The sequence below is a fragment of the Paenibacillus sp. J22P169 genome (assembly GCF_059691995.1).
On the sequence record NZ_JCAUAO010000009.1, the window covers coordinates 152,729 to 176,476 of the forward strand.

General features: G+C 46.4%; 21 protein-coding genes. 5 read left to right on the forward strand and 16 right to left on the reverse strand.

Translation table 11 applies throughout. From position 1 onward, the window contains the following. Positions 1–31: 31 nt before the first annotated feature. The 3 genes from rdgB to AC58QG_RS29725 all read right to left on the reverse strand — a co-directional run bounded on the left by rdgB (position 32) and on the right by AC58QG_RS29725 (position 2,649). Positions 32–679, reverse strand: coding sequence for an RdgB/HAM1 family non-canonical purine NTP pyrophosphatase (rdgB, locus tag AC58QG_RS29715; protein WP_497365670.1), 648 nt, complete (start codon positions 677–679; stop codon positions 32–34). After that, positions 663–1,421: a ribonuclease PH gene (gene rph, locus AC58QG_RS29720; RefSeq protein ID WP_497365671.1), complete on the reverse strand. Its 759-nt coding sequence runs from the start codon at positions 1,419–1,421 to the stop codon at positions 663–665. The genes rdgB and rph overlap by 17 nt, the downstream gene beginning before the upstream one ends. A gap of 181 nt (positions 1,422–1,602) precedes the next feature. After that, a complete protein-coding gene (locus AC58QG_RS29725) occupies positions 1,603–2,649 on the reverse strand; it encodes a GerMN domain-containing protein (RefSeq protein WP_497365672.1) in 1,047 nt (348 codons plus the stop codon). A 270-nt stretch (positions 2,650–2,919) separates the two neighbouring features. On the opposite strand from AC58QG_RS29725, the gene AC58QG_RS29730 reads away from it, so the two are divergent. Beyond that, positions 2,920–3,882 carry a phosphatidylglycerophosphatase A family protein gene (locus AC58QG_RS29730; protein WP_497365673.1) on the forward strand — a complete coding sequence of 321 codons (963 nt, stop codon included), beginning with the start codon at positions 2,920–2,922 and terminating at the stop codon, positions 3,880–3,882. A 72-nt stretch (positions 3,883–3,954) separates the two neighbouring features. Here the strand turns inward: AC58QG_RS29730 and AC58QG_RS29735 are convergent, their stop codons facing one another. From AC58QG_RS29735 to AC58QG_RS29770, 8 genes are all read right to left on the reverse strand, one after another. Then, entirely contained in the window at positions 3,955–4,932 is a 978-nt protein-coding gene (locus AC58QG_RS29735) for an MBL fold metallo-hydrolase (protein ID WP_497365674.1), read from the reverse strand. Positions 4,933–4,942: 10 nt separating this feature from the next. Then, a complete protein-coding gene (locus AC58QG_RS29740; protein ID WP_497365675.1) occupies positions 4,943–5,674 on the reverse strand; it encodes a class I SAM-dependent methyltransferase in 732 nt (243 codons plus the stop codon). Positions 5,675–5,710: 36 nt separating this feature from the next. Beyond that, entirely contained in the window at positions 5,711–6,385 is a 675-nt protein-coding gene (locus tag AC58QG_RS29745) for a DUF6483 family protein (protein ID WP_497365676.1), read from the reverse strand. Between the two features lie 153 nt (positions 6,386–6,538). After that, positions 6,539–6,760, reverse strand: a complete 222-nt coding sequence (locus tag AC58QG_RS29750; protein WP_028556998.1) for a helix-turn-helix domain-containing protein — start codon at positions 6,758–6,760, stop codon at positions 6,539–6,541. A 535-nt stretch (positions 6,761–7,295) separates the two neighbouring features. Next, a complete protein-coding gene (locus AC58QG_RS29755) occupies positions 7,296–9,404 on the reverse strand; it encodes a molybdopterin oxidoreductase family protein (protein WP_497365677.1) in 2,109 nt (702 codons plus the stop codon). Between the two features lie 45 nt (positions 9,405–9,449). Then, on the reverse strand, positions 9,450–9,800 hold the full coding sequence (nirD, locus tag AC58QG_RS29760) for a nitrite reductase small subunit NirD (protein WP_497365678.1): 351 nt from the start codon (positions 9,798–9,800) through the stop codon (positions 9,450–9,452). A 33-nt stretch (positions 9,801–9,833) separates the two neighbouring features. Continuing rightward, on the reverse strand, positions 9,834–12,260 hold the full coding sequence (gene nirB, locus AC58QG_RS29765) for a nitrite reductase large subunit NirB (protein WP_497365679.1): 2,427 nt from the start codon (positions 12,258–12,260) through the stop codon (positions 9,834–9,836). A gap of 246 nt (positions 12,261–12,506) precedes the next feature. After that, positions 12,507–13,748, reverse strand: coding sequence for a nitrate/nitrite transporter (locus tag AC58QG_RS29770; protein WP_497365680.1), 1,242 nt, complete (start codon positions 13,746–13,748; stop codon positions 12,507–12,509). A gap of 468 nt (positions 13,749–14,216) precedes the next feature. Here AC58QG_RS29770 and AC58QG_RS29775 point away from each other — a divergent pair, with 468 nt between their 5' ends. Beyond that, positions 14,217–14,867: an ANTAR domain-containing response regulator gene (locus tag AC58QG_RS29775; RefSeq protein WP_497365681.1), complete on the forward strand. Its 651-nt coding sequence runs from the start codon at positions 14,217–14,219 to the stop codon at positions 14,865–14,867. After that, on the forward strand, positions 14,864–15,895 hold the full coding sequence (locus AC58QG_RS29780) for an anthranilate phosphoribosyltransferase (protein ID WP_497365682.1): 1,032 nt from the start codon (positions 14,864–14,866) through the stop codon (positions 15,893–15,895). Before AC58QG_RS29775 ends, AC58QG_RS29780 begins: the two co-directional genes overlap by 4 nt. A 269-nt stretch (positions 15,896–16,164) precedes the next feature. On the opposite strand, the gene AC58QG_RS29785 is transcribed toward AC58QG_RS29780, so the two are convergent. Continuing rightward, a complete protein-coding gene (locus tag AC58QG_RS29785) occupies positions 16,165–16,947 on the reverse strand; it encodes a peptidoglycan-binding protein (RefSeq protein ID WP_497365683.1) in 783 nt (260 codons plus the stop codon). A gap of 282 nt (positions 16,948–17,229) precedes the next feature. Between AC58QG_RS29785 and AC58QG_RS29790 the strand changes: the two genes are divergently transcribed. Beyond that, positions 17,230–20,229 (forward strand): efflux RND transporter permease subunit, encoded by a 3,000-nt coding sequence (locus tag AC58QG_RS29790; protein ID WP_497365684.1) that lies wholly within the window; start codon positions 17,230–17,232, stop codon positions 20,227–20,229. Positions 20,230–20,297: 68 nt separating this feature from the next. Here the strand turns inward: AC58QG_RS29790 and AC58QG_RS29795 are convergent, their stop codons facing one another. Then, positions 20,298–21,452: a sulfite reductase subunit alpha gene (locus AC58QG_RS29795; RefSeq protein ID WP_497365685.1), complete on the reverse strand. Its 1,155-nt coding sequence runs from the start codon at positions 21,450–21,452 to the stop codon at positions 20,298–20,300. A gap of 359 nt (positions 21,453–21,811) precedes the next feature. On the opposite strand from AC58QG_RS29795, the gene AC58QG_RS29800 reads away from it, so the two are divergent. Further along, positions 21,812–22,801 carry a ketoacyl-ACP synthase III gene (locus AC58QG_RS29800; RefSeq protein ID WP_497365686.1) on the forward strand — a complete coding sequence of 330 codons (990 nt, stop codon included), beginning with the start codon at positions 21,812–21,814 and terminating at the stop codon, positions 22,799–22,801. Between the two features lie 37 nt (positions 22,802–22,838). Here AC58QG_RS29800 and AC58QG_RS29805 read toward each other — a convergent pair whose 3' ends face one another. From AC58QG_RS29805 to AC58QG_RS29815, 3 genes are read right to left on the reverse strand one after another with little or no spacing between them, the layout of a single operon-like run. Beyond that, positions 22,839–23,096, reverse strand: a complete 258-nt coding sequence (locus tag AC58QG_RS29805) for a hypothetical protein (RefSeq protein ID WP_497365687.1) — start codon at positions 23,094–23,096, stop codon at positions 22,839–22,841. Further along, positions 23,093–23,449: an alpha-helical endospore appendage domain-containing protein gene (locus AC58QG_RS29810; RefSeq protein WP_497365688.1), complete on the reverse strand. Its 357-nt coding sequence runs from the start codon at positions 23,447–23,449 to the stop codon at positions 23,093–23,095. Before AC58QG_RS29810 ends, AC58QG_RS29805 begins: the two co-directional genes overlap by 4 nt. A gap of 5 nt (positions 23,450–23,454) precedes the next feature. Next, entirely contained in the window at positions 23,455–23,742 is a 288-nt protein-coding gene (locus AC58QG_RS29815) for a nucleoside-diphosphate sugar epimerase (RefSeq protein ID WP_497365689.1), read from the reverse strand. Positions 23,743–23,748: the final 6 nt, after the last annotated feature.

Here is a 23,748-nt window from a genome sequence, read left to right on the forward strand (position 1 = left end):
GCATTCACGTGGTTGCAGGTCTTGCTGTGTTTCAGTTCGTTTGATCTGGAAGCTGGTCAAGGAACATACGCAAAGCTTTGGCGCGGTGACTCATTTCATTCTTCTCTTCCATCGTTAGCTCGGCCATCGTTCGACCCAGTGATGGAATATAGAACAATGGATCGTACCCAAAGCCACTTTCGCCGCGCTCTTCATGAAGGATAAAACCTTGGCAAACATCCTCGGCCTCGATCACTTCATTCGCCACGGGATCAATCAGCGTGAGCGCACATACGTAGGAAGCCTCGCTTAATATCGGAGGATGCCCCTCCCCTGCAGTCAGCTCAATTCGATCCTTCAACTCACGCAAGGCTTGTAGAAGCCTCGCGTTATTGTCTGCATCTGTTGCGTTCTCTCCCGCGTAGCGAGCCGAAAACACACCAGGTTCTCCGCCTAAAGCCGTTACGCACAATCCAGAATCGTCCGCGAGTACAGGTACATGAAGATGCGCAGAGATGATCTGCGCCTTGATCCGTGCGTTCTCAGCAAAGGTTTTCCCACTCTCAACGATTTCCGGTAAATCCGTGTAATCCGCCAAACTGCGAACCTTATAACCTTTGGCTCCAAAAAGCTTGGCGAACTCCTTCACCTTGCCTTCGTTACGCGTTGCAATGACGACAAAATTACTTTGTAGCCGCATGCTGAGCACCTCGAATACGATCTGCGATCGGTCCTAGCACACCTGATTGTACTTCGATCATGGTGTTAATCCCTGCTTCTGCAAGCGCCAGTAATTCATCCAGCTCCTTACGGGAAAAAGGCGCATCCTCACCCGTTCCTTGGACTTCAACGAATTGACCTTGGCCTGTCATTACCACGTTCATATCAACCTTCGCTTTGGAATCCTCTTCGTAATTAAGATCCAGCTTCGGCGTATCACCAATAACGCCTACACTGACAGCAGCAAGGAAGTCGGTGATCGGGAACTTGGCTAAGTTTTTATCATTGGCAAGCTTGTTGATTGCAAACGCCATCGCCACGAAAGCACCAGTGATTGATGCTGTGCGCGTGCCGCCATCTGCTTGAATAACATCGCAGTCCAGTGTAATGGATCTTTCGCCTAGCGCTTCCAAACTGACAACAGAACGCAGAGCTCGACCGATTAGACGTTGAATTTCCATCGTACGTCCACCGAGCTTACCTTTTGCCGCTTCACGCTGATTTCGAACCTGCGTAGCCCGCGGCAGCATCGAATACTCCGCTGTGACCCAACCTTTTCCTTGTCCTTTCATAAAAGGGGGAACACGTTCTTCAATCGTAGCCGTACAAATGACTTTCGTATCCCCGACCTCAATGAGGACCGAGCCTTCTGCGTGTTTTATATAATGAGGGGTTATTTGCATAGGTCGCAGTTCTTGATCCGTTCTTCCACCAATTCTCATAAATGTCTTTCTCCTCCTGTAGATACATCTCAAGCTCTAATCCTTACGCCCCATTGTAACAAACTCGTCAAGGAAAAGCATCCTAGGGCATGTGATTAGAAAAATAATCAAAAAACTACTAGGTCACTCCCCTGTTTTAAAAAAGCGGGGTAACCTAGTAGTGTGTAATTAACGTATATTTTTAGAGCTTCGCTGGATTAATATGCGCTGGTCTCAGGACAGGCTTGCTGTAGTTTTGATTATCCGTCGACGTAATTTTCACAGCACCATCCACTTTAATTTGCACCTGTTTAAACGTCGTATTCTCGGTTAAAGACAAGATGACAGATTGCAGAGCATCGGCTGAAGCTTTCTGATCAGTACCCAGCAACTTGTTGGAGAAGTCCACAGTGATTAGACCCTCGCCTGGCTTAATGCTCTTCAGCTCTGTTGTTGCGTTTAAGACAGCAGCAAGTCCCTTCTTCTGATCAGGACCTTTAATTAATTGCTCGACAACAGCCTTAGCAACATCATCCGTTCTCTTAATGAGACGAGTTACAGGGACATAATATTTGTAATTTTGATCGTTTTGGTTTAAGAAATAAAGAGTTACCGGTGTCGCTTGACCAAATTCGGTATCCTCTGCTTTCTCCAAATTAATCCCCATCGTACGTGCCAATGGTGCATCAAGTGGTGTCTTGCCTTTTGGCATCTCTTTCAAATCCTTGCCATCCACACGCAGCTGAACCTTATCAATCGTAGGGAAGTTCGTTAAGTTCCACGTAATGGCCTCAAGAAGCTTGCGCTCATCTTTTACATCGTAATTGAGGAACTCCTTGGAGAAATCAACCGTGGCGCTTTTGTCCGATTTCACATTTAAGCTAATGACCTTAGTCCCCTTAGGTAGAAGGGCTTGGAACCCTGAAGGCAGCTGACTCGCTTCTGGTCCACCGTCCACCATGTACTCTAACGTTGTCTTAGCAACAGAGAGTGTCTTAGGCAATGCTAGACTTAACGGTGTGACAAAGCCTTTGCCATCTTTCACATAAACGGTCATCTGTGATGTAATATCTTCGGACATGTCGACTGTAACCGCAGCTGAAGTCGTCTTCACGTCTACCTCTGCACCCGTTGTCGGAGGTGCATCGATGTCACTCTTCTTTCCGGAGCCCAAAATCGAACATCCCGTGGTCAGCAGAACAATCACCCCCGCTAAAGCGGCTGAACGAATCCAATGTTGATGTTTCATTTGCTTATTTCCTCCTTCGAGTTTTGCTATTCGCATGGCCTGTACGAAGCTTTTTCGTATTATTATGTATACGAGGCTTTGTCCGATTTATAACTACTTTTTGTCCACCTTTTTGTAAAACATAAAAAAACAGGAATCGAGGCTTCCGTTACCATTCTTCGTCAATTCAAACTCATATGTTATACTGAATACCAGCGTAAACCCAAAATAAACGGCTACTTATCAAATGCAACAAATACTTTCTGATATTTGAACAAGGAGGTGCTTGTCATGAGAACATTTTTGAAGGAAAAGACCCTCATTTTCAATGAATTTCGAGAAGAGGTTTTCAGCCATTATCCACAAGCTGTCATCGAGGAAGCCGTTGCAAGATTGCTCGTTGAAATAAAAGGCATTAAGAAGATCCCTACCGACTTAATTACAACCACCCTACTAGGTGTTTTAAGTAAAACTGAAACGTTCAATGTCATGTCCACCCTGATGGAGCTTCAGAAGAAGGTCAAACATGATGCAGAGTTGCTAGCTAGCATGAAAGATCCTGCATATAATGTTCACCGCACCATCGCGATGTCGATTTGCGGTCTATATGGCAGCGGCGCGATATCGCTTTTCGGCTTCATCGACTGTAAATTCCGCTTCTTTTTCCCGACCAAAAGACCGAAATCCTTCATCTCCAAGGGGATTTGTGCGATTGTCGCATCAACCGCCAGTGTGATTATTTCGGATAGCGTGAAAGTCGATTACACCAAGCGCAATCTGCAAATGCTCGAGGCACGGGGTGTATTGCTAGATGATATGGTTGAGATTCTTGATCAACTGCAGCGCCCTTACAATCCTGATATGCCACGAAGTCTCTGTGAAGAGCATATTCTCGCCGTCCTTCGCAAGCAGCAAACCTTTCATGCGCTCCAGCTCGCGATCAAAATTGATACGGCTGTGGAAGCCAAAGAATTCAATCCGCAATACAATCACATTGTGGGGATGGATGAAGGTCTTTTCGGCGTAGATGAAAGCATCGCAACTGCCGTCCCTCTCATGTACGGGACCATTGCATTGACGAATTTCGGATATTTGGATAAAGCAAAAATCGGTATTATCGAGCAGCTCGATAGTGATCACGCGGATGGCAAATGCAATACTTTTATCGATGATATGGTATGCGGTATTGTGGCGGCAGCTTGTGGTCGGTTAGCACATAACCATACGCCGACGTATAGTAAGCCGTTGAAGTAAGACTGCATGTGATGTAAAGATACACATAACAGAAAAACCCTCCAACTAAATCCATTGTTGGAGGGTTTTTCGTTATTTGGATATCGCGACGTAGTACACGCGATCTGCCTGCGGATCCACCTGCTGGATGCGGCCTTCGGCCTCCAGCAGGATCAAGTGCGCGATCGTCTCCGACAGCGCGAAACGGAGCTGGTGAACGCTCAGCCGGTCGCCGAACGTCGCCCGGCACACCTCATAAGCGCTCTGCGGCGCGCTAAGCTGACCTTCCATGATCGCGAGCCGCTCATGGTGATGCCGCACGAGCTCCTCTGCGCGTGCGCCAAAGCCCTGCCATGGCTCCCGGTGCCCGGGGTAAGCCATCACAACCGGCAGCCTACCGATCTCCTGCAGGCTGCTCAGGTATGCGCCGAGCGGGTTTTCTTCCACCTGCGGGAGGAAGGAAACGTTCGGCGATATTTGCGGCAGGACGTGATCGCCGCAAAACATCACCTGCGCCTCAGCGTCGTAGAAGACGAGATGACCCGCGGCATGGCCGGGGGTCTCGATGGCTTCGTAGACGCGGTCGCCGAGGCGCACAGGCCCTTCACGCAGCAGGGTAACCTGCGGCTGCGGGGAAACCAACTCGACGAAGCTCACCATGTGCTTCGTCATCTCTTCCAGCCCGGCTTCGTGGAAGCCATGCCGGGCGAAAAGCTCTAGGAGCAGCGGCGACATCGGCTGCTCCGGGCCCCACAGGAGCTGCACCTGCGCGTATCCGGTCTCCGATAGGAGAACCGGCGCGCCCGTGCGCTCCTGGAACCAGCCGGCCATCCCGTAGTGGTCGGGATGGTGGTGGGTGAGCACGATTTGTTCTACGTCCTCAAACGAAATCCCTTGCTCCTGCAGCACCTGCAGCCAGAGCGCCTCAGCTTCCGGGGTATGCAACCCTGGATCTATCACGGTGTACCCATTGCTGCCGCGAATCAAGTAGGCATTCACCCAACGCAAGGGAAATGGCAACGGCACCTTCACTTGTGTAATTTCGTCTGTATGTACGGTCACGACGTTCATATCCGAGTTGTCATCCTTCCTTATGTCCAACAAAAATCATCCGACTCGAAGTTTCAGGCGAATAGTCCTGCCCTTCATAGCCCCCATAGACATGATCGATATGTAGACCAGCTTTTTGCAACATGGCTTCAAATACAGGTCGCTCATACAACTTCACCTGCTCCAAATAATGCCGGTCCGGTTCACCCTTTTGGGATACCACGATCCGCTTGCGCACACAGCCTTCTTCGATCACTCTCGTCTCGCGGATGGTCAGATCATCTTCGTTTCGTTCCGATTGCGTGACCAAACTCGCCTTCACATAGACTGGATTCAGAAAATCGATAATGAATCGACCTTCCTTTTTTAACAGCCGATGCATTTCATGAAGCACCTTCTCATTCTGTTCATCTTCATCAAAGTAACCAAACGACGTAAACAAATTCACAACCGCATCAAACGGCTCATTAAGCGGAACCTCCCGCATATCTCCGTGAATCCATGTCACATGCCCTTCTCCACCCAGCTTGGCCGCTTCCTGAAGCAGCACGTTCGACAAATCAACACCAGTTACCGTATAACCAAACTCCGAAAGCGCCATCGAATGCCGTCCCATCCCGCAACAGAGATCCAACAGACGTGCACCTTGCTTCAATTCCAACCAATTCACCATTTTTTTCACTTCATGATAAGCGCCCTGCATGTCTCTATGTTTATAAACCAGTAAATAGTCATTCCCAAAACTTTCTTGGTACCACGCCATTTTGTTCAACACCTTCAGCTTTATAATTAAATAATGTTATAAGTGCAGTCTCATCTTCATAATCCGCAAACCCTCAATCGCTTCTTCCTTACTAAAATTTCCAGCCATCAATCGCTCGTCCTCTACCTGCAACAGCTTTTCGTAAAAAATAAGACCTTGTGACGGTAACTCTAACTTCTCCGGATGGTCTTCCATATAATGAAATAAAACATCTTCAACCTTCGCATAATTGTCCTGCTTCTCATAATGTGAGAATAGCAGTCTTTGAGTACCTTCTGGGATTTCCCAGCCTTTCAGATGATCCAAGCTCTGGGCCAAGCGAGTGGCAATTTCCTGATTGACCTCATCCTCGGACTCAACTTCATCCGAGAGAGACAAATGCAAAAGCAGATCCAAGGATTTCAGATACGCCCAATAGGCCTCGCCTTCCTCCTCATGCTGGTGAAGCAAGTCCCCTTGCCCCACAAACATATCACTAATCACTAACGCCTTCGCCGTATCGATGCTCCCTTGGTAGGATAGCAATTCCAGAATATCCTTACTGGACAAAGACTGGAGGGAACGAATATTCAAACCCAATAAATGACGACTAGCTTCATCTAACTGTCTCTGCGCATCTTCAATCGGGATATGTTCCTTATTAAAAAGAATCCGATGCAGCACCACCGTCAATTGTTCAATCTGTCGCATCAAATAATCACGCCTGAACATCCGAAGCAGCTCCTCTCGGTTTCAAATTTATCTCATTTCAGCTTACCACGCCTAGCGTGGAAACTCAAAAATACAATTCATTACAAACATAAAAGCCCCCGTTTCCCTCCGAAGGAGGGTGGGTGGCTTACATGGATCCCTTTGCTGACGGAATCAGATCTTTAATTCCCCAAGCTTAATCAGTTCTACAACCGCTTGTGAACGACCCTTTACGTTCAGCTTTTGCATGACGTTCGATATATGATTCCTCACAGTCTTTTCACTTATGAAAAGCTGCTGTGCGATATCCTTTGTCGTTTTGTCCTGCACTAAGAGTTCGAATACTTCGCGTTCGCGGTTCGTAAGTAAAAATTTGTTTTTGTGGTCGCTGCCCATGGATGTGTGTCACCCCTCCTTGCTCGGGTATTGGGAATTACAAGGTTAAGGGATACAGTCAAAATTAGTTTATGAAGGGCTGTTGTCAATGGTGCGGTATCTAGAGAAAAATAGGCGGAATACTTTTGGGCAGTGAGTAGCTTATGCAAACCAGACATTAACTGGATTCAATACAGTTATTTCTTGATATTTCAACCGGAATTCCAATTAGATGGAAAAAATGTAGTTAATTCACCCCATTATTCTCGATATCGCCAATATCAACTAAATTACGTACAAAAAATCCATCTAAATTCAATTTCAGCGTGTTTTGAGTAAAATTAGATGTACAAAATCCAGTTAATTAGTTTTGTGTGCAGAGGTTGGAGAGTTACTTGTCTGCGAGCAGGCGACGTGGGGTCGGGGTTGGGTTGGGTTGGGTTGGGTTGGGTTGGGTTGGGTCGGGTCGGGTTGGGTTGGGTCGGGGTTGGGTTGGGAATTACCTCACCAAACAAAAACCACCCCAGTTGCAGCCAACTGGGGTGGTTCAACCTATCTATTCAACTCGCTCAACCTTCACTGCGCAAATTTTGAACTCCGGCATCCGGCTTGTTGGATCCAAGGCATCATTCGTCAACACGTTGATCGAATGCTCGTCGCCCCAATGGAAAGGAACGAAGACGGTACGTGGTTGGATGCCCTCGGTGACCTTAACTTGACAAACAAGTGAGCCACGCCGGCTCGTGATCCGGATTTTCTGTTCTAGGCTTAGGCCAATTCGTTTGGCCAAAGAGGGATGAATCTCGGCAACCGGAACGGGTGCCTTCTTATTTAATGCTTCGGTTCGACGCGTCTGAGCACCGCTTAAGTAATGATTAGCTAGACGACCCGTTGTGAGCACGAAAGGATAGTCGGAATCAATTGGCTCTGCTGGCATTTTGGGTTGAATACCGAATAATTTGGCTTTGCCATCCGCATGATGGAAACGATCTTGGAATAATTGCGGTGTTCCTGGATGGTCAGCCGTCCCACAAGGCCAGAAGATCCCTTTCTCCTTTTGAAGGCGCTCATAGGTGATACCACTATAATCGGCTTTGCCACCTGCCGTAGCTGCAGCTAGTTCTCGAAACACATCTTCAATACCCGCATATTGAAAGTATGCGCCTCGTCCTAGCGCTTCAGCAAGTTCACTAATGATGTTATAATCCAGCTTACAATTTCCCGGCAGCTCCATAGCCTTCCTCCGATGGAACACGCGCCCCTCGAGGTTGGTCATGGTGCCTTCTGCCTCAGCGAAGGAGGATGCTGGCAGAATATAATGCGCATACCGCGCGGTTTCGGTCTCAAACATATCAACAACTACAAGTAAATCTAGCTTTTGTAAAGCACGCTCTACCATCTTATTATTTGGACTGGAAACGAGCGGATTGGATCCCAACACGATCAAAGCTTTTATTTCACCTTCATCGATTTTTTGCAGCAGCTCATAGGCAGAAACACCTTTACCTGGCAGCTCGCTTGGATCGATGCCCCATACCTTCGCCACATGCTCACGCGCAGCAGGATCTTCGATCAAGCGATAGCCTGGGAGTTGGTCGGCTTTTTGCCCATGCTCGCGACCTCCTTGACCATTCGCTTGACCGGTCACAGCCCCATAGCCGCAGCCTGAACGCCCTATTTTCCCCGTGAGCAGCGCCAAGTTAATGTAATTGAGTGTGTTTTCAACGCCATTCACTTGCTGCTCCAAACCTCTTGCAGTGAGTACGATACCCGTCTCCGCCTTCGCAAAGCCACGTGCAATTGTACGAATTACAGCTTCAAGTACGCCTGTTAAATACTCAACGCGAGCCGGTGTGAAGGATTTGACAGCTTCTTTCACTTGTTCGAAGCCACTCGTACGCGATTGAATGAACTTCTGATCAACGAGGTTCTCCTCAATCATCACATGAAGAAGTCCATTGATGAATACGGAGTCGAAGCCTGGCTGAAGACGAACATGAATATCTGCTGTTTTGGAGGTCATCGTATTGCGAGGATCGATCGTGACGATCACTGCGCCTTTTTTCTTTGCTTCTAATAGATAGGGCATCATCGTAGGTTGGCACTCCGCAATATTCGTGCCAGCTAGAATGATATATTTCGCATTGGGAATTTCCGATAAAGGCATCGTCATTCCACGATCGATACCGAAGGCTTGATTACTCGCCGCAGCAGCCGATGACATACAATAACGGCCATTATAATCAATATATTTTGACCTCAGAGCCACTCGCGTAAACTTACCAAGTAAGTAACTTACTTCATTCGTTAAGGATCCGCCACCATAGACGCCGATGGCATCACGCCCATGTTCAGCCTGCAAAGCTTGAATCCTCTTCGCAATATCCGAATACGCATGCGTCCAAGACACAGGCTGCCACTGACCTACTCTAACTATCTCCCTATGAAGCGGCTCCAGAATGCGTTCCGAATGAACGACATGCTCCAATGCGTTTAAACCTTTCTGACATAGTCGGCCTGTCGCAACAGGGAAATTCGCGCTCGGTTTAATCGTGAGCACTTCTGTCTTCTCACTTGGTAAGATCTCCAATCCACACTGCATACTGCAAAAGCAACAATGGGAGGAGGGTTGTTCATCCAATAATGTGACCAGTGCTGATTTCACGCACCCCACCCCCGCTGATCAATCTCTTTTATAGAAGAAAAAGAATTAACTCGCCATTTCCTTACCAATCGGAAACCCGATGTAGACCGTTCCATCATCCACTTTGGTGAGGTACGTTTTCACACAGCCAGTATCAGGAGCTTGCACGAGTCCGGAAGGCAAATGGATCTTGCGATCATGCATGGGGCAGAATACATGGTCATCACAGACAATGCCTTCGGCAAGAACGCCTTCTTTATGCGGACAACGATTCTGAATCGCTTGAAGCTTCCCGCTTTTCAATTTGAATAGGGCAACCTCTTCTCCTTGATATCGAATCGTCTTCCCCGTATTAAATGCTAAATCCTCGTAGGAAACGGCTTGCACCCAAATCATTTGCTCATTTTGTGTTATCATGTTCTCTGCTCCTCCCGGTTTATCTCTCTATTACTACTTCAGCTCAACAACCTCATAGAGATCACGTTGGATTTTCTTGCTATCAATGGCTTGTTTCCATGGATCTTGGGTAACTGAAAGCGCCAGATCCATACGTTCACACAATTGTTTACGCTCAGCTTCATTCTCGACAACATCACGGATATGTTCGATGCCTAGACGGTGTACCCACTCACTCGTGCGCTCACCGTATTTCCCTGTCTCACGGTAATATTGCAAATACGCTTCGGTATATTCAATAATCTCTTGTTCCGTCTTGATTGTACTTAGCAGATCGCCAACGCGAACCTTGACGCCACCGTTGCCTCCAGCATATAACTCCCAGCCACCATCGACGGACACGACACCTAAATCTTTAATGCCTGATTCTGCGCAATTTCGCGGGCAGCCCGATACTGCAAGTTTCACTTTGGCCGGCGTATTTAGACGCTCGAACCGTTTCTCCAGTTCGATACCGACACCCATTGCATCCCCAGTACCGAAGCGGCAGAAGGTTTCGCCGACACATGTTTTGACTGTCCGTAAGGCTTTCCCGTAGGCGTAACCCGATGGCATATCCAAAGCTTCCCACATCGCGGTCAGGTCTTCTTTTTTCACACCTAGTAAGTCGAGTCGTTGTCCTCCGGTAAATTTCACTGTTGGAACGTTGAATTGTTCTGCAACCTCTGCAATGCGCTTGAGCTCCGTTGGATTCGTAACACCGCCATAGATCCGCGGAACAACGGAGTACGTACCATCCTTTTGAATATTGGCATGCATACGTTCATTGACGAAACGAGACGTGCTGTCATCTTTATACGTTTCAGGACTGATCATACCCAAATAATAATTCAATGCTGGACGGCACTTGGAGCAGCCCTCTTCATTTTTCCATTCAAGCACGTTCATCACTTCACGCACATGAGATAATCCTTTTTCCCGAATCGCAGTAACGACTTCATCACGCGTATGCGTCGTACAACCACAGATTGTTTCTTTTGCAGCATTTTTGTCATAAGAAGCGCCTAGGGTAAAGGCCAGTAGATCACTAACTAACGGCTTACATCCTCCACAGGAACGAGACGCTGTTGTACAGTTTTTCACTTCATCAACCGTTGTTAAGCCTTGATCCTTAATCGCAGAACAAATCGTCCCTTTCGTGACACCATTACATCCACAAATAATTGCATCATCTTTCATATCCGCTACGCCGGAAGCCGCTCCACCACCGCCACTCGAACCATCCGTCAGAATCGCCGTTTTCGCCATCCCACTAATGTCCGTTTCTTCACGGATCATTTGCATCAGTCTCGTGCCATCAGCCGTATCGCCAAAGAGCACAGCTCCGATAATTTTATTGTCCTGAATCACGACTTTCTTATAAACACCTGTGAACTCATCATGAATGCGAATCGCTTTGGTTCCTTCGGCATCCACGAATTTACCACCAGAAAATACATCAACACCAGATACTTTGAGCTTCGTATACAAAATGGATCCTTCATACGGGCCCGTTTCTACGCCAGCCAAATGCTTCGCCAGTACGGCACCTTGCTCATAGAGCGGCGCTACTAGACCATAGGCAATCCCTCTGTGCATCGCACATTCACCAACGGCGTACACATTCGGAACGTTCGTTTGCAAATAATCATTGACGATAATCCCAGGATTGCATTCGATGCCGGATTCTTTCGCAAGCGCCACATTCGGCCTGATGCCTACTGCCATAACAATCAGATCCGCTTCAGCAACAGAGCCATCCTTGAACTTCAAGCCCGTCACACGCTTGTCACCTATAATTTCTGCCGATTGCTTCTCAAGCAAGAAGTTAATGCCTTGCTCTTCGAGAGCAGCTTGCAGCATTTTGGAAGCCGTACGATCCAGCTGGCGTTCCATAATCGTATCGACGATATGAACGACATCAACTTTCATACCAAGATTGAGGAATCCGCGTGCTGCTTCTAAACCAAGCAAGCCACCGCCGATGACAATCGCTTTTTTATACTTTTTAGCGGACTCAATCATGATTTCACAATCACGGATCGTTCTGTAGGCCATGACGCCTTCTTTGTCTGCACCAGGCATAGGAATCATGAATGGATTAGAGCCGGTGGCTAGAATTAATTTATCGTAGGAAACCGTCATGCCTTTATCACTTGTAACGGTTTGTGTCAGCGTGTCGATGTTCGTGATCGTTTGATTCGTATATAAGGTAATGTTATTGTTCGTATACCATTCATAGGGATGTATCACGATATCTTCGACTTTAGAATCACCGGAGAGCACATATGACAACAAGATTCTATTGTAGTTGGGGTGCGGTTCACTGCCGAAAATCGTAACCTCATATTTATCTGGTGTCAGCTTTAGTAAATGTTCAACGGCGTTTACGCCCGCCATTCCGTTTCCGACCAGGACTAACTTCTCTTTTTTGACTGTCATTGTGATCATCCTTCCATCCATTTACTATGGCTTTCATTTGAATTTGAGTAGTTGTAAAAAAGGGTCATTTAGGAGCAAAGCCCCCAAATGACGAATTGGGATATGGAGCTTGAGCAGTTCGATTGAACTGGCAAAGACGCTAGTCGTAACGTCTTTGCCCATACAGCCTGAATGAGCAAGCTACATGAGCAAAAACTTTACAGATTGCCGCTGGCCACATATAGCCAGCGGCGATATTCTTCTGCTTTATGCTTGAACCGTATCCATGCTTGCTGGTGCTACTTTCACCTTTCCGCCTTCACCAATCCATGTGCGTTTCCATTGCCCTTGAACAACTGCAATGATCACGATACAGGAGAGTGCAATTCCACTTAGAATCAGGAATCCTGGAGTGAATGAACCTGTGGATAGCTTCAGATTTCCGAGAATTTTAGGTAAGAAGTAACCACCTAGTCCCCCTGCTGCTCCTACGATTCCTGTCATTACCCCAATTTCCGATTTGAACCGCTGCGGCACTAGTTGGAACACCGAACCATTTCCCATTCCGAAAGCCATCATAGCAACGAAGAGCATGACTGTTGTCAATGAAAGTGCAGGGAGTGTCGAGATACCTGCCATCATTAGACCAACGACACCGTAAAGAACCATTAACATGCGAATTCCACCAAGCTTATCTGCGAGCCATCCACCAACGGGACGGAAGAAGCTACCACCGATGACGCAAAGAGTTGTAAAATCTGCAGCACGTACAGGAGAAAGTCCATATTGTGTATTGAAGAAGATCGTTAAATAAGAAGCCATTCCTACAAAACCACCGAAAGTTACACTATAGAAAATGCAGAACAACCAAGAATCCTTTTGCTTCAATACTTTGCCGTACTCTGCAATCGTTTTTGGTGCCGGTTTATTGGGACTATCCTTTGCCAATAGACTAAATATGACTAGCGTTATCGCGATTGGAATCATGGCAATACCGAAAACAACGTGCCAGTCTCCATAATGTTGTGCTATACGATTGGCAAACAAAGTAGCGAAGATCGTTCCACTATTTCCTGCCCCTGCAATGCCCATTGCTAAACCTTGATACTGCGGCGGGTACCAGCTGCTAGCGAGCGGCAGTGCTGCAGCAAAGCTTGCTCCTGCAATACCAAGCATCAGAGCTACGAAATACATATCTCCCATCGTGTTAGCGAACTGCCATCCCCAGAATAAAGGTATTAAGGTAAGAGAAAGTCCAATCTGTCCTGTTAGTTTAGGACCAATTTTATCTGTAAGTACGCCAAGCACTAGTCGTAGGACCGCCCCCCCCAAAGTTGGTAAAGCAACTAAGTTTGCTTTCTGTGCGGCATCCAACCCAAAATCTTTGGCAAGAATGACAGCTAGCGGTCCCAAAAGAACCCATACCATGAAGCTCATGTCGAAATACAAGAATGAACTGAACAAAGAGCCTTTGTGCCCCACTTGCATAAAACTTTTCCGATCAACCATGTATTCCCTCTCCTTTTTTGAGGCTTTTCGCCTTCTTTTTTTCCTACCCTACCTTGTGTGACTGTACATTAACAGAAAAGGCCGACAAACATACCCCATCAATTGTGGGATGTTCATCGGCCTCATTGCCACTGCCGTCACTTCTTCGTGATCAGCATGATTGATTATTTTATTCCTTGCATAAAAGTGAACATAAAAAGCCTATCCATTTACGTACTTGTAAGGGGATAGGCGCCATTGCCTTCGTTAGGTGGCACATCATTGTGCCGATTTCTTAACTTGATTATACGATGCGCTCAACGACATGTCAATAAACATAACACAAAAATATTATACATGATAATTCGAGTAACATATCGACAAATTTTAGGTGCATATGCTATAGTATTGCCGTATAATAATACCAATTAGCAACAAAACCTAACATGAACTTATCATGAAAAAGTAATTCAAGATGGAGGTATTCCCATGTTACAATCATTCATATTGGTCGACGAGTTTATGTCAACTCGCTCAGCTACCTCCTCTGAGCCCGCACATGCTGTTCGAACGGAAGACATTCATGGAAATAAGTCTTTGCCTGATGAAATTATGAAAGATTTAGGTTTTCGCATTTATTCTACATCTAATATGAAAGAAATTTCCTTTATCCTCCCCAAGGTCGATGCGGTATTATTATCGGTAGGACCTGAACAAGTAACGGATTGGCGTGTACGCTTGCTCGCACAGCGGAGTCTTCCAATGTTCTGGTGGTGTGATACACATACATTTCCTTCTAATGAATGCAAAATGGATGCAGGTATTGATGGCTTAATCGGCCCCAGGATGAGCCCATTGGAAATTCATTGTGCTTTGATATTGGGTGTGAACCATTATTTCCAACGTACCGAGTGGCAGCAAGAACGCGAACAACTGCATTCTAAACTCGAAGAACGCAAGTGGGTTGATCAGGCGAAGCGAATTTTATGCGAAATCAAAGGCATCTCAGAAGCTGAAGCTTATGATTTTCTCCGTAAACAAGCTATGAATGAACGTAAGCGTATGGTCGACGTCGCAACCTCCATCGTCAAGGTATATCAGATACTACAGGATCAGAACAAAGGGGGCCGCAAACGATGATATCCTTATTAAAAGAAGTAGGCCGCGGTAAACGCGGAGCCAGAGACTTAACCTATGAGGAAGCTGCTCAAGCAGCCGAACTCATTTTAACCGGTGAAGCTACGCAAGCCCAAATCGGTGCTTTTCTTGTAGCAGAACGAATTAAAATGGAATCACCTGATGAAATCAAAGCCTTCATTAATGCGTTGCGCCAGCGTGTAAGCACTTATCCCATGGCAGGAAGTATTGACTGTGCCGGTCCGTATGATGGTCGCACACGTACGTTTATTGCGACGTTGCCAACTGCTTTCGTGCTCGCAGCCTGCGGATTGCCAACAACCTTGCATGGCAGCCCGAGCATGCCACCCAAATGGGGCATCACCTTATCCGATGTGCTTGCTGCGATGGGCGTAAATGCGCTGGAAGCTTCACGCGAAGCCTTGATTTCCGCTGCAGCGCGGACAGGATTCCTGTTCACTCCGACTGAAAGCTGGTGTGCTCCGCTTGGTGAACTGCGCGAGCTGCGTAAAGAACTTGGTTTGAGAACTGTGTTCAATACCGCAGAGAAACTGCTGCGCTTCACAGAAGCTCCTTACATGGCTGTCGGTGTGTTCCATGGTACGGTTTTTGAGAAGATCACGAATTTGCTCATTGAATTGGGTGTTTCTCGCGGTATTGTGGTGCAAGGTATGGAAGGGTCAGAGGATTTAGGCGTCGATAAACGTACAAGAACCTATCTTATTCAAGGGGAAACAAGTGAATTATTCATTGTAGATCCTGAGATTTATGAGCTTATGGTTGAGGTTCCAGCTGTGGAATGGACGGCTGAACTGCAAGCCGAAACCGCACTTTCCGTCCTTCGCGGCGACGCTGCACTCCCTTACTTAAATATGGTGTTGCTCAACAGCGCTGTGCGTTTGTGGGTTTCTCAGAAAGCAGGTTCCATCGAAGAAGGCATCTATATGACCCGCCATGCGATTGAGCAAGGCACTGCACTTCAGAAGTATAACGAATGGACCGAAGCCATCAAACCTGTATCAACGACATAATTCATATATCATAATCGAATGAGGGTGCCCCAAAGCCATGTATGTGGCGGGGGCACCCTTTTTATTGTGATTACAGCTGTGAAAAATGCGAAAGAACAATGAAGCCTGGTGGGATCGGTTAAGTCGATTTTTTCGACCAATCGCGCCCGGAGGAATGGTTAAGTCGATTTTTTCGACTTAGAGGTCCCCAATTATCCCCCAAGGAGCTCATCATATTTACAAAAGCAAAAGGAGCTAAGCGCAAACGCCGCTTAGCTCCTTATCACTTCTTATTTACCAATAAATTGTTGGGTAAACATTTTACCGCAAGGCCCACCGTCCACAATGCCGATGCCAATATGCGTATAATCTTTACTCAGAATATTGGCTTTATGTCCCGGTGAGTTCATTAGTGCTTCATGTGCCGCTTGAACACCTTGGTTGCAGGCAATGTTCTCCCCTGCTGCATTATACGTTATTCCGAATTTCTCCATCATATCGAATGGCGAACCATATGTCGGCGAATCATGGGAGAAATATTTGTTGTCCACCATATCTTGGCTTTTGAGACGAGCTGTTTTGGTGAGCTCCAGGTCTGCTGTAAGCGCTGAGAGTCCAGCATTCGCGCGCTCTTTATTCACAAGATCCAGCATTTGCTGCTCTTCCACCGTTAAGCCTGACGTTGATGGAACCTGCGGTGCAGGTGTTGGACTTGGGGTATATGGCGTCGGTGCTGGTGTTGGCACAGGCGTTGGCGTTGGCGTCACCTTCTTCGGAATCTTCAGATTACCATAAGCCCAGAGAATGGATTGTAAGGTTTGATCGTCTACATTTCCCGTTACTGCCAAACCATATCTACTTTGAAATGCTTTAACCCCAGCTTGAGTTTGATTACCATAATAGCCTGTAATCGGTCCTGAGTAGTAACCAAGAGATTTTAACATCCCTTGGACCGCGTAGACATCGGGCCCTTTTGCTCCTTTGCCATACGCAAATACAGTCGTTGTGGAAGCACTGAACAAGACCACACAGATGAGGGCTATCCAGATCAACCTCTTTTTGCCTTGTAACATGCGTTACGTTCACTTCCCGTCGTCTTCAGTATCTTCGCCACACTATGGACGATAAGGGTAGCATTTCCTGCAAGGATATCTTTTATTCAAATCAAAAATGCATCCACTTATGATTCCTTTTACATAGAACACACTTAAGATGGAATTCTATATCCAAGTGAGGATTTCTCAGACTCTAGACCGAGATGAAACCATACCCAAGCCATATTCGCGTAAAGATTGATATTGCTATACTTGAGACTAGAGAAATATAGAGATAGATAATGAAAGGGAGCGAGACGTGTGACATGGTTTACGAAATGGGCTTTTAGTAACAAAGCAGCAGTAATTTTTTTGGTAATATTAATTTTAGGAACAGGAATCGGTAGTTATTTTAAATTGCCAATGGAATTTCTGCCAAGTGCAGATTTTCCACAAATCAGTGTTACGGTCGTCGGTCAAGGTTACGATGCCAAATCCATGCTTGATAGTGCAACTACACCTATAGAGAAAGCTATCTCCAGTGTGCCCGGTAAGAAGGAAGTATTCTCCACATCATCCGACGGCTTTATGAAAATTGATATGACATTTGATTCGGATATTAAAATGAAGGATGCCCAAGCAAGCGTTCAAGAAGCGATCTCCTCGGTTGTTCTGCCTGCAGGCATGTCAAAGCCCTTCGTCATTCGTTTAAACACTTCGATGATTCCACTCTCGTGGGTAGCCCTCAATTTTAAAGATGGCATAACCAAACAAAATATCGAGCTTGCGCAAGAGAAAATTTTACCTGAGTTCCAGAAAATCAGAGGTCTTGCTAGCGTGGTGCTTGGTGGTACTTCTGTATCTCAAGTGATTATCCACCCCGACAAAGATAAATTAGCGAAAGCTCAATTGCCAGTTCAAGTTCTAATGGGGGTTCTACAGGGTCAAAATGTGACCGTCAATGTTGGGGAAAGACCCATCGATGGCAAAACGAGTGCCATTAAGGTCGTTGGGAACCTAGATGATCTCAATACACTCAATAATTTAACGGTAGCGCCAGGAATTAAATTGAAGGATGTTGCTACTGTTGAGGTAGCCGCAAACAAAGATACATTGACACGGATTAACGGCAAAGACTCTCTAACGTTGGTCGTTACGAAGGACACAAGTTCCAACGCGGTTGATATCAGCAAGGAAGTTGATAAAATCTCAGATGAGATCGCAACAAAATATCCAAATGCGACAGCAGAAGTCATCTACTCTACAGCAGAATCCGTCGTCACTTCCGTTAACAGCATGATGAGAGAAGTGTTACTAGGCGCATTATTTGCAACAATCGTAATTCTGATCTTCCTAAGAAACGTTCGTTCCACGTTCATTACGATTGTTTCCATTCCCTTATCACTTGGGTTAACGTTATTCCTGCTTTCCCAATCCGGCGTAACGTTGAATATCTTGACGCTAGGCGGGGTCGCCGTGGCCGTAGGTCGACTCGTCGATGATAGTATCGTTGTTATCGAGAATATTTTCCGAAGAACTCAGAAGGCCGAGTTCTCCAAGGAATTAATCATTGATGCAACCCGTGAGGTTGCTAGAGCAATTACCGCTTCTACCTTAACAACCGTTGCGGTGTTCCTGCCTCTTGGCCTATTGAAAGGCTCGCTGCAGGCGTTTCTCCTACCTTTTGCATTAACGGTGACGTATTCCTTGCTTTCGTCCCTCCTAGTTGCACTAACTGTCGTGCCTGTGATGAGCGCTTGGTTGCTTCGCAATACAAAATTAAAAGAGCATAAAGAGTCGAAAGGTCTTAGAAACATTTTATCTTGGAGCTTGAATCATAAATTCATCTCCATTCTGGTTTCCCTTATCCTTTTTGGCGGTTCAATTGCTCTGTACTTCGTCATGCCTAAAGGTGCAGTTGGCGGTTCCACGGCAAGCCAGTTGAGTGTCACACTTTCCTACACACCTGAAACTCCGATTTCAACTGTACGTGAGAAAGCAATGGAATTAGAGAAATTTATGCTAGAACAAAATGAGCTTGATCATCTTATTCTTCAACAAGGGAACACCGAAGATAATGCCAAATGGGGCAGTGTAGCGCCTCCAACGATTGCCACTTTCCAAGTATTCATGAAGAAAGATGTGGATACGCAGCATTTTATCGATCAAGTCATTAGTCAAAAGCCTAAATATCCAGATGCTGATTTGCAGGCTGGTGGCGGTGGCTTTGATGGCGGCACAGGTTCAGCGATTACAGTTGATTTAACGGGCGATTCCGCCAAGAGCTTAGATCAGGCTGCTGCGGATGTGATTGCGGCAATAAAAGGTATCGAAGGCGTTGAGAAAGTCACGAGTAATCAAAATGTAACCAAACCAGGCTATTCGATTACAGTTGATCCTGCACTGGCTAAACCTCAGGAAATTGCAGGTACAATCCGCTCCCTGATGAACCCAACACCGATTGGTTCCATGAAGCTGGAGAATAAAGAAATTCCTGTCGTGTTAGATGCTTTGATTAATCCATCGACTGTTTCAGACTTATCGAATATTCAAATCATGACAGCTACAGGTCCAGCGGCGTTGACTTCGGTTGCAAAGATCGAAAAAACCAATGAGTCCAACACGATTCTTCATAAGAATAGTCAACAATTCTTGCGTGTGACAGCGCTTGTAGACTCAACTAAATTATCTAAAATCAACACAGAAATCACGAAAAATACGAAGGATCTCAAGCTTCCAGCAGGCGTTGCTTTGATCGTTGGCGGAGCTTCCGCTGAGCAATCCAGTGATTTTGCCGACTTGTTCATGACCATGGGGATTTCCATTGGAATCGTCCTACTGATCATGGTCATCACGTTTAAATCGTTCCGCGCACCGATTGCGAGCATGGTATCCCTACCTTTCGCAGCGGTTGGTGCGATTGTCGGTATGATGATCACGAAAACGTCGTTCGACGTAACTTCGATCTTCGGGTTCTTGATGTTGATCGGTATCGTCGTCACGAATGCCATCGTGTTAATCGACCGTGTGAAACAGAATGAAGAGCACATGACCATTCGTGAATCCTTGCTTGAAGCCGCGGCTACCCGGATGCGTCCAATCTTAATGACTGCAGTCGCAACCATTTGTGCGATGGTGCCGCTTGTCCTTGCCAAAGCCGAAGAAGGGAGTATCGTTTCTCGAGGCTTAGCTGTCGTAGTTATCGGCGGTCTGACCTCAGCAACTCTCTTCACGCTGATTATGGTGCCTACGGTTTATGAGCTTTTGCATGCTAGAAAAGCAAAACGTCAAAGAAGAAGACAGCTTGAATCGGTTCGATAGTCGCGCTAACGACAACAAAAAAAGGCGAGCAAGCTGATATTCAGCTTGCTCGCCTTACTTAATTCTAATTAATAAACGTCGCGTTGGTAACGTCCTTGCTCCTGCAAGCCATTCAAATACGCTTCAGCGTCTTCGCGGCTCAACTTGCCTTCTTTTTCAATAATGTCAATTAGGGTATTGTGAACATCCTTCGCCATGTTTTGTTTATCGCCGCACACGTAGAAGTAAGCTCCGCGCTCTAACCAAGTGAATAGCTCCTGGCTACTCTCCTGCATTTTATTTTGCACATACACTTTCTGCGCCGTATCGCGGGAGAAGGCTACGTCGATTTTGGTCAGTGCACCCTCCTGTTGATATTGCTCCAGCTCCTCCTGGTACAAGAAATCTGTTGCGGAACGCTGATCACCAAAGAACAACCATGCTTTGCCTGTCGCTTTGCTCACTGCACGCTCTTGAATAAAGGAACGGAATGGCGCGATACCTGTACCAGGACCTACCATGATGATATCCTGCTCCGAGGACTCCGGCAGGTTAAAGTGTTTGTTTACTTGAACAAAGACCGAAACGGCATCTCCTTCGTTCAGGCGCTCTGCGCACATCACGGAACATACGCCTTTGCGCTCGCGGCCGTGCGCCATGTAGCGAACAGCACCGATCGTGAGGTGAACTTCCCCTGGACTAGCTGCAAAGCTGCTTGCAATGGAATATAAGCGTGGCGGCATTTTTCTTAATAAAGCGACAATTTCGTGCGCGGAAGCTTTCCAAGGTCCAAATTCACTCAGTAAGTCAAGCAAATCGCGGCCGTCTGTATAAGCCTTCAGCTGCTCCACATCCGCCACAAGCTTCTTCAACGCTTCATTTTCGGAAAATTCAACTGCTTGCTGAACGATTTTTCTGGACAACAGAGTAAGCTCGAAATGTTTCAAAAGCGCTTCTTTCAATGGGAGCGTTTCGTTCTGTTTATTAATGACAACCGCCGTGTCCGCATCCCACTTCATAATCTCAAGGATAGAAGCGACCAATTCAGGATCGTTGTCAGGAACTACGCCTAAGCAATCGCCGGGCACATAGGACAGGCCAGAGCCTTCGAGTGAAAGTTCAATATGGCGTGTTTCTTTCGTGGAGCCTTCTCCGTTTAAATTAATATTTTTCAACACTTTCGCTTGAAACGGATTAGTTCTGGAAAACAAGGACGGTACTTTTTCGACATCAGTAACTTGCATTTCTCTTCACCCCAGAAGAATTTTTTTTATTTAGAATAGCACATGCCGCTCAACTTAGAAATGTTTTTTAATTAACCCTATTATGAATCTTTGACTTTTTCAAAAAAATTAAACAAATTGTCATTTAAAAACTATAAAAGGGGCTCCAGTAATGGAACCCCTCATTTTTATTAACTAATAACTTTTCCTTGATACAGACTAAACATATCATGCCAGTACATACGGCGGATCAACACGATCCCATTGACAAAGTACACATCCATACCTTAAACTAAATTTAGTACTTGATACTAATACTTAATACTATTACCTGGTTCTAAAATAAACAAAACACAAAATATCACTAAGGAGTGTCTCTCATGCCTTCCTCTATTCCCTTGCAAGCGCGAATTTCAGCTATCGGCACTTATGTGCCTGATCGCATTTTAACCAACGAAGATCTTTCCCAGATGGTGGATACGAACGATGAATGGATCATTCAACGCACTGGTATTCGAGAGCGCCGAATAGCTGGAGCGAAGGAGTTCACCAGCCACTTATGTATTGCAGCCGTACAGAATCTTCTCGATCGTTACCCAGGTTCCCTGGATCATGTAGACCTCATTATCGTCTCCACGCATACGCCAGACTTACCCTCAACGCCAGTTGCGTGTCAGGTTCAGGCGCATTTCGATATCGAGGCCGCGGGAGCCTATGATCTCAATGCCACATGCGCCGGCTTCGCCTATGCGCTTCATACCGCTGGCGCACTCGTTGCTGCAGGCGTGCATCAGAAGATCCTTGTGATCGGCGGCGATGCCTTATCCAAAATCACAGATTACACGGACCGATCCACCTGCATTTTATTTGGCGATGGCGCTGGCGCAGTTGTTGTTGAGCGTGAAGAAGCTCAGCCTGCCTTTCTTGCCTATCACATGGGATCAGATGGTTCAGGAGCCAAACATGTATATCGAACCGGACTCGCGGCTGAGCTGAATGGTGATTCACTACTAGGCGAAGGGAAGCTTGTCCAAAACGGTCGCGAAGTGTACCGTTTCGCAGTTTCGACCGTACCGCAAGGTATCGAGATGCTGCTGCAAAAAAGCGGGCTGCCGCTCACGGCTATCGATTGGTTCGTCCCTCATAGCGCGAATCTGCGCATGATTGATTCCATCTGTGAGAAGAGCGATATTCCGATTGAAAAAGCATTGTACAGCCTAGAATACTTCGGCAACACTTCTGCGGCTTCCATTCCGCTTGCGCTGGATTTGGGAATTAGAGAAGGGAAAGTACAAACCGGCGACACTTTGTTACTATACGGTTTTGGCGGTGGATTAACTCACGCAGGATTAATTGTTCGCTGGGGTTAAGTCCGTTTCATTCACTTGAGGGTGTATCAAAGTCAGTCTACACGCGCTTATTTATCCAAGGCTTACCAGGCTTACCTATAACACGCTTGCGTCTGCTCTGATTCGTTAACTTCAACATCATCGCATGTTGATAGTCGCTTATCGTCTTCAGATTATCAGCAATATGGCTGGCTAGCTGTTCAGAACCCTCTATGTGATCCGCCACAGATTCCATGATTCTGCATAATGCTCGCTGGCTCCTCGCCAGCGAGATCAGCATGTGCAGCTCCACGTGTTCTCGATTCCATTCCTTCACAGCTTCCCATCCTCACCAAATGGAAGTAGGCTGCCAAATTCCATGCCGTCACCGGAGCCTAAAGTTGAACTTGCATGTTGATTCCCAAGTAACGCCTTCATTTGACGATTAAAGGCATTCTCCAACTTCGTTAAGCCATCTATTAGATTAATGACGCTCTCATTGATTTCACCCGTAACTTTCATTTTATGGTCATGCCCCTCCAGATTCGCCCCATTGATATGCTGACAAATCCAGTTTTGCGACTTCGAAGCTTCAACGACTCTTGCTTCCAGCATTAGACTTATTTCGTATTGCAGCTTGGCTGTCGCATCTAACATTTGCATATAGAGATCCGTTCTATCCAAAGTCATTCCCTCTATTCTTCATCAAGTTCATGGATTTCCTTCATAAGTATTTCCGTTTGGATGGCCATGGCTTCCTCCAATTCAGCAAGGCTATTTAAATACGCCGTTACATTGTGGGTCAATTGCAACGCCCGCTTCTGCAACATCTCTAGTCCTGCAAATTGGGGATGAGAATCAGGCAGTTCTCCAGCAATTGCTGCCATTTGCGCAGACACATGCCGATGTGTTTCTAATATCCGTGCCATCTGGCTATGCGAAGCCGCAATTTGAGAAACAATATTTGTCACCCGCTCCTCCACACTTAC